At 72.3% G+C, this 7,423-nt stretch carries 6 protein-coding genes; 2 read left to right on the top strand and 4 right to left on the bottom strand.

All coding sequences use genetic code 11. From position 1 onward, the window contains the following. Nucleotides 1–1,063 (bottom strand): hypothetical protein (locus VED21_RS05515; protein ID WP_324881319.1); only part of this gene is annotated, 1,063 nt, incomplete at its 3' end. Between the two features lie 179 nt (nt 1,064–1,242). On the opposite strand from VED21_RS05515, the gene VED21_RS05510 reads away from it, so the two are divergent. Continuing rightward, a complete protein-coding gene (locus VED21_RS05510) occupies nt 1,243–3,267 on the top strand; it encodes an AsmA family protein (protein ID WP_324881318.1) in 2,025 nt (674 codons plus the stop codon). Nucleotides 3,268–3,279: 12 nt separating this feature from the next. Next, the gene (locus VED21_RS05505) at nt 3,280–5,061 is read left to right on the top strand and encodes an SLC13 family permease (protein WP_324881317.1); all 1,782 of its coding nucleotides are present in this window, start codon (nt 3,280–3,282) and stop codon (nt 5,059–5,061) included. A 52-nt stretch (nt 5,062–5,113) separates the two neighbouring features. Here VED21_RS05505 and VED21_RS05500 read toward each other — a convergent pair whose 3' ends face one another. From VED21_RS05500 to VED21_RS05490, 3 genes are read right to left on the bottom strand one after another with little or no spacing between them, the layout of a single operon-like run. Beyond that, nucleotides 5,114–5,620, bottom strand: coding sequence for a hemerythrin domain-containing protein (locus tag VED21_RS05500; RefSeq protein ID WP_324881316.1), 507 nt, complete (start codon nt 5,618–5,620; stop codon nt 5,114–5,116). A gap of 11 nt (nt 5,621–5,631) precedes the next feature. Beyond that, nucleotides 5,632–6,747, bottom strand: a complete 1,116-nt coding sequence (locus VED21_RS05495; RefSeq protein ID WP_324881315.1) for an NnrS family protein — start codon at nt 6,745–6,747, stop codon at nt 5,632–5,634. Then, on the bottom strand, nt 6,744–7,370 hold the full coding sequence (locus VED21_RS05490; RefSeq protein WP_324881314.1) for a hypothetical protein: 627 nt from the start codon (nt 7,368–7,370) through the stop codon (nt 6,744–6,746). The genes VED21_RS05495 and VED21_RS05490 overlap by 4 nt, the downstream gene beginning before the upstream one ends. Nucleotides 7,371–7,423: the final 53 nt, after the last annotated feature.

Here is a 7,423-nt window from a genome sequence, read left to right as displayed (position 1 = left end):
GCACCGCCCTGCGGTTCAGGGTGAAGACCTTGCCGGCCTCCAGCGAGAGGTCGACCTTGTCCTCGTTGCGCGGCAGGAGCGGGATGATGCGGAAGATCTCGTGCACGGCGATGTCCAGCTCGTGCCGGCTCTTGCCCTGGGCGTCCGCCCACAGCGCCGTGATGAACTCCCACCCGTCCAGCAGCCAGGACAGGCGCGTGCACGCCTGCCGCACCACCTTGCGCTGGGTGTCCCACTGGCGCAGCAGCACCTCGAACGACGCCACGGCGCCGTCCAGGCGGCCGATCACCGTGCGCACGTGGTTCAGCGTGTGCTCCGCCACCTCCGCGCAGAAGCCGCCGATGGGTGCCGCCTCGGAGACGTTGTCGGTCGCCCAGTCGGCGATGGAATCGCGGAAGCGCACCAGCTCGCCCATCAGCCGGCGCAGCCGCGCCGGCTTGGGCGAGGAGACGAGGCCGATCGGCTCCATGGCGCTGGCCAGCTCGGCCACGCGCAGGTACAGCTCGGTCGGCTCGATGCCCAGGTGCTGGCCGGCCTTGATCATGTAGGTGCGGGTCAGCCGCTGCCCCTGCTCGGACGCCAGGCCGGCGCGCAGGATGTCGGTCGATTCCAGCCCCACCGCCTTCAGCACCTCGCCGATCAGCTGGAAGTTGATGAGCAGCCGCTGCTCCTCGTCGTCCTTGTGGGCGGCCTCCGCCGCCTCCTGCGCCTCTGGACCGGCGAGGCCCAGGCGCGCGACCTCCATCGCCGCCTTGCGCAGGTCGTCGGGCGAGCAGCCGCCGTTCCGCGCGATCAGGTCCTGCAGCATGCGGTCGTGCACCGTCATCGGGAAGGCCAGCGGCAGGCCCTTCCAGGCGACGACGTAGACGCCGCGCCCCTCCGACAGGTTGGGGATCAGCACTTCCAGCTGGTCGCGCTCGTCCTTTCGCACGCGGGTCTGCGCCAGCACGGGCGTGGTGAAGGCGACCGCGGCGCCGCGTTCCTCGAAGGTGGCGGGGGTGAAGTTGGTCAGCGAGCGCATGGGGCGGGCGGCGGTCGGCGGCGTCTGTGGTCGGCCCTGCATTGCAGCGCAGGCACCCTGAAAAATTTATGAAGATTTCGCGCCAAAAGCAACGAACCGCCGGCGCTCCGGCCTCGCGTTCATTGGAGGTATGCCGCTTCTGTGCCGCCCCACTATCCGGATGAGAAGCGTTGAGTCCCACGGGTCGCCCGCGTGGCGTCCGCTTGGGGAGGGAACGGCGCATGGCCGTGCTGAAGTGGATCGGCCTGGGGCTCCTGGGCCTCGCCGGGCTGGTGGTGGTGGGCGGCGGGCTGGCGCTCGCCCTGTTCGACTGGAACGACGCGCGCGGTTTCGCGGCGCGGCAGGCGAGCAAGGCGCTGGGGCGCGAGGTCGCCATCGACGGCACGCTCGACGTAAAGCTGGGCGATCCCATCCACATCCACATCGAAGGGCTGCGCGTCGCCAACACGGACTGGGCGAAGGAGCCGAACTTCGCCGAGGTGCGCGTGCTCGACGCGCAGGTTCGCCTGTGGCCCCTGCTGCGCGGCGACATCGAGGTGCCCGAGGTGAAGGTGTCCGGCCCCAAGCTGGCCATGGAGAAGAACGCCGAGGGCGCCAACAACTGGACCTTCGGCAACGACCCCCGCAAGGAGGCGGCGGAGGAGACGGTCAAGCCCGACGACCGCAGCGAGGTCCCGCTGATCGAAAGCCTCGTCATCGAGGACGGCCGCGTCGGCTACCTGGATCCCAAGAGCGAGATCGACATAAACAGCACCATCAACACCGCCACCGGCGGCAGCGGCGATGCCAGCGTGCGCCTGGACGGGCAGGGCAGCTTCGCCGGCAAGCCGTTCAAGCTGGCCGTCGACGGCGGCTCGCTGCTGTTCCTGCGCGACACCGCGCAGCCCTATCCCATCAAGGTCGAGGCGTCGGTCGGCAAGACCCGCGGCAAGGTCGAGGGCAAGATCGCCGAGCCGGTGAAGCTGGAGGGCGTCGACCTGTCCATCGAGGTGGCGGGCGACGACATGGCCGAGATCTTCCCGATCTTCGGCATCCCCACGCCGAAGACGCGCCCCTACGCGCTGTCCGGCCGGCTGGGCAAGGAGGGCAACGTCTGGCGCTTCGACGGCATGAACGGCAAGGTCGGCGAGAGCGACCTGGCCGGCAACCTGGCGATGGACACGGGCGGTGAGCGGCCGCGCATCACCGCCGACCTCACGTCGCGCCGGCTGGCGGCGGTGGACCTCGCCGGCTTCGTCGGCGCCTCGCCGCGCGGCAGCGGCGACTACCCCACCAAGGGCCCCGGCCGCATCCTGCCGGCCACCGAGGTGAACCTGGAGCGCCTGCGCTTCGCCGACATGGACGTGCGCTTCAAGGGCCAGCGGGTGGAGGCGCCCATGGCGCCGCTCGACGGCCTGGACGCGCACCTGAAGCTGGAGAACGGCAAGGCGACGCTGGAACCGCTGAGCGTCGGCATCGGCAAGGGCCGCGTCGCCGGCACGGTGGTGCTGGACGGGCAGGGCAGGTCGGCGGCGCTGCGCACCAACCTGGAGGTGCGCGGCGTGCAACTCGCCCAGTTCTTCCGCGACACGCCCTTCGCCAAGGAGATGGGCGGCACCGTCTCCGGCCGCGTCCAGCTGACCGGACGCGGCCCGACGGTGGCCGACATCCTGGCGGCGGCCGACGGCAAGGTCGGGCTGGCGGTGGACGGCGGGCGCATCAGCGCGCTGGCGGTCAAGGGGCTGAAGACCAACGTGCTGGAGACGCTGGGCGTGGTGCTGTCCGGCGACCGGCCGCTGCCCTTCAACTGCCTCGTCACCGACGTCGAGGCGCAGAACGGCGTGGCCAAGGTCAACGCCCTGGTGCTCGACACGCCGGAGACGCTGATCACCGGCCAGGGCGGCGTCAACCTGAAGGAGGAGCGCCTGAACATGCGCGTGCAGGGCAAGGCCAAGCACCCGCAGATCTTCGCCACGCACGTGCCGGTCACCGTCGGCGGCACGCTGGGCGACCCGGACATCGGCGTGGACGCGACCGAGACGGCGGCGCGCGGGGCGGCGGCGGTGGCGCTGGGCGTCCTGCTGACGCCGCTGGCCAGCATCCTGCCGCTGGTCGACACCGGCACGGACGAGGAGGCGCACTGCGGCTCCCTGATCCAGAACGCCAAGGCGCCCGCCGGCCCCGCCGGAAAGGCTGGCAACGGCAAGGACACCAACACCGGCCGCTCCGGCAACGGCACCCGCCAGCCATCGGGCAGCGGCCGATAACCCCAGGGTTTCATGACCACCGACCAGATCGTCGCCTTCTCCCTCGTCGGCGCGGTGATCGCGCTGCTCATCTGGGACCGCCTGCGCTATGACCTCGTGGGCATGCTGGCCCTGGTCGCCGGGCTCGTGGCCGGCGTCATCCCGACGAAGGAGGCGTTCACCGGCTTCTCCGACGACATCGTCATCATCGTCGGCTCGGCGCTGGTGGTCAGCGCCGGGGTGGGGCGGTCGGGCATCGTCGAGACGGCCATGCGCCCGCTGGCGCCGCTGATGCGCGTGCCGTGGACGCAGGTGGCGGTGCTGACCGGCGCCGTCACGCTGCTGTCGGCGGTGATGAAGAACGTGGGTGCCTTGGCCGTCTTCATGCCCATCGCCATCCAGGTCGCGCGCCGCACCGGCACGCCGGTGTCCTACCTGCTGATGCCGATGGCCTTCGGCTCGCTGATGGGCGGTCTGATGACGCTGGTCGGCACCTCGCCCAACATCATCGTCTCGCGCATGCGCGGCGAGATCCTGGGCCAGCCGTTCGGCATGTTCGACTTCACGCCGGTCGGCTTCGCCATCTCGGCGCTGGGCGTGGCGTTCCTCGCGTTGGGGGGCTGGCGGCTGCTGCCGGGCAAGCGCGGCTCCAACTCGGGGCAACCCGCCTTCTCGGTGGATGACTTCACCACCGAGGCGCGGCTGACCGCCGAATCCGCCTTCGTCGGCCGCACCGTGCACGACCTGGAGGAAGCGGGCGAGGGCGACGTGACCGTGGCGGCGATCATCCGCGAGGGGCACCGGCGCTACGTGCCGTCCGGCCACTGGACGCTGTTCGCCGACGACATCCTGGTGCTGGAGTGCGACACCCACGCGTTGGCCCGCATCGTGCCGGCCGCCGGGCTGCAGCTGGTGGCCGAGAAGGAGCTGCGGGGCGTCACCAGCGCCGACGAGCTGACCGTGGTCGAGGCGGTGGTGGCGCAAAGCTCGATGCTGATCGGCAACACGGTGGAGGACGTCTGCCTGCGCGAACGCTACGGCGCCAACCTGCTGGCGCTCAGCCGGCGCGGCCGGCCGATCCGCCAGCGGCTGCGCCGCATCCGCTTCCGGTTCGGCGACCTTGTGGTGCTCCAGGTCCGCGCCGCCGACGCGACCGCCACGCTGGCGGCGCTCGGCTGCCTGCCGTTGGCCGAACGCGACGTGGCGCTGGGCCGGCCGCGCAAGCAGCGTTTGGCACTGGCCATCGTGGCGGCGACCATCGCGCTGGTGGCGACCGGCACGGTGCCGGTGGCGCCGGCCTTCTTCGGCGCCGCCGTTGCCATGATGCTGACGCGCGTGCTCAGCCTGAAGGAGGCCTACGATTCGGTGGAATGGCCGATCCTCATCCTGCTCGGCAGCCTGATCCCGGTCAGCGAGGCGTTGCGCACCACCGGCGGCACCGACCTGATCGCCGGCCTCCTGTCGGACGTGGCGCAGGGGTTGCCGCCGCTGCTGGCGCTGGGCCTCATCCTGGTGGCGGCGATGGCGGTGACGCCGTTCCTCAACAACGCCGCCACCGTGCTGGTGATGGCGCCCATCGGCGCCAGCCTCGCCGGCCACCTGGGGCTGCGCCCCGACGCCTTCCTGATGGCGGTGGCGGTGGGGGCGGGGTGCGATTTCCTGACGCCCATCGGGCACCAGTGCAACACGCTGGTCATGGGCCCCGGCGGCTACCGGTTCGCCGACTACTCGCGCCTGGGGCTGCCGCTGTCGATCCTGGTGATCCTGGTCGGCACGCCGCTGATCGCCTTCGTCTGGCCCCTGGTGCCGCATTGACGGGCGTCCGGCGTGCCCGCGACGCCGGCGGAAACGCGACCCGGCCGACGCGCTACGGCGCGCGGTAGCCGGCCGCCAGCGGCTCGTCCAGCTCCGGGCTGTTCAGCAGCAGGATTTCCAGCGCGGGCAGCAGGTTGCCCTCCTCCGTCTGCAAATGGCGGGTCAGGCGGTCCGTCAGGTCCCAGCCGAAGTGCACGAAGGCGGCGTAGCTGTCCTCGTCGAACCCCTCGGCCAGCGCCAGCGCGCAGTAGCGCTGCAGCCGGCGCCCGATGGGGCGCATCGCCTCGTGCTCGTCGGTCAGCAGGCGGGTCAGCTCATAGGCGCCGCCCTGCGCGACCAGCGGGAACACCGCCTCCTCCTCGAAGTCGAAATGCGCGCCCAGTTCGCGGTCAAGCATGGCCGACAGGTCGGTGACCAGGGCGCGCACCGTCGGGTCGTCCAGGGACGGGATGCCGCGCGTCTCCGCCTCCGTCAGGTGCGCCTCCAGCCGGTTCAGCATGTCGGCGGTGCGGTGGTGGTCGTCGTGGACGAGGCGGCCGGTGTGCGTGTTCGTCTGCATCCCATCCCCCGTTAGTGGGCCTTCCTTCGCGGACGCCGCAGGATGCGCGCCACGGCGCCCAGGATCAACAGGTGCGCCACCGTCCAGGCCACCGCCGCGGCGGGCATCAGCCATGCCGGAGCCGCCCAGCCGGCGGCGACGCGCAACACGGCCGCGGCGCCGATCAGCACCACCGCCAGCGTCGCGGCCGGAGGGAAGTCCGCCGCCCACGCCTCGCGCTGCAAGGACACGCGCACCATCATGGACGCGGCGATGGTGCCCAGCGCCGCAGCACCCAGCAGGTGCCAGCCCGCCCCGCCCGGCAACGGCGCCACGCGCTCCACTCCTGCGGCGATCCAGCCCAGGCCCAGCCAGGCGTAGCCCAGATGCAGGCTCCACAGATCCGGCCGCCCCAGCGTCGCGTCGGTCCGCCAGCGCGCCAGCCGGGCGAGCGCGCAGACGCCGGTCAGCATACCGCCCGCCGCCCCCGCCTCCGGCAGCCATCCCGTGGCGACGGACAGCATCGCGGTGATGGCGCCACCGACGCCCAGCCATTCCAGCCGCGGCTGCACCCGCGCCACCAGCACGCCGCCCTGCTGGCGCACCGCGCCCGCCGTGGCCGACGGGATAATCCGCCCGCCCATGGTGAACAGCAGCAACCCCACGAGGTGCAGCGCCAGCAGCGCCCCCGCCCGGCCGCCGTCGCCGCCGGCCCAGACCAGCGCCTCGGCCGCCGCGAAGGCGCCGATCAGCGGGCCGAACACCGCGTTGTGGCCGCTCTTGGCGGCGCGCAGGAAGGGCAGGCCGCCGTGCACGAACAGCACCACGGGGTAGGCGAGGGTGGCCGGCACCGCCCAGGTCGGCGGCAGCCCGGCCAGCATCGCCGCGCGCCCCAGCAGCCACGCCCCCGCGGCCAGCGCCAGCACGGGCCGCGTCGGCTTGGTCAGCAGGAAGCCGCCGACCACCGCCAGCGCGAAGCCCATCACCATCTCGTGCGCGTGCACGGCGGGCGTCCACGCCACCGGCAGCCAGCCCAGGTAGCCGGCGGTCCAGTACGGCACGCCCAGCACCGCGAAGGCGAGCGCCAGCGGGAAGAACACGCGGTGCCCGCCCATCCGCCGGGCGGCGTCGGGGAAGACGAGCGTCATGCCGACGGCGCGCCCAGCCACGGCGTGACGGTGATCAGCGCCGGGTCGTCGGCATGGTCGACCAGCAGCCGCTTCACGCGGTCCTGCCACAGCGCCTGAAAGCGAAGCGCGTCATCCGCGTCGCCGTGGCCGTGCAGGACGGCCGGCAGCAGGTCGCGGATCTCCGCGGGCGAGGGGACCAGGGCGGCGTTGAAGCGCATCTGCACGCCCGTCCCGGTGTCCTGCCGCTGCAGCGCCATGTCGCCCTCCATGGGAACGGCGAAGCGCAGCAGGCCACGGCGGTCGAAGCGGCCGCCGATGCCCTTGAAGCCATCCTCGCCCGCCGCCCCGGTCAGCAGCGCCGCCACCCGGCCCATGACGCCGGTCACGCCGGCGGTTTCCGGATCGCGGAACGCCACCGCGACGTTGCCGCGCACCGGCGGCTCGGCGCCGTACAACGCTTGCAGACCGCGCACCGTCATCAGGTAGGCGCCGGCCACCGTGGGGCAGGAATGCCCGGCCAGCTTCACCGCGTCGGCATAGCCGTACGCGATGGTCCCGCCGTCGGAGGCGCCGAGGAAGGCGCTCAGGGGATCGATGACGCTCAGCCGCGGGGCGGCGTCGAAGAAGGCGGGAAAGGTCATGCCGGCAGCTCCTGCTCCGTCGATTCGGGAAGGCGCAGCTTAGCCCGGCGCCG

The sequence above is a fragment of the Azospirillum sp. genome (assembly GCF_035627195.1).
In the GTDB taxonomy this organism is placed as follows: domain Bacteria; phylum Pseudomonadota; class Alphaproteobacteria; order Azospirillales; family Azospirillaceae; genus Azospirillum.
This window is presented reverse-complemented; position numbering and strand designations above follow the sequence as displayed.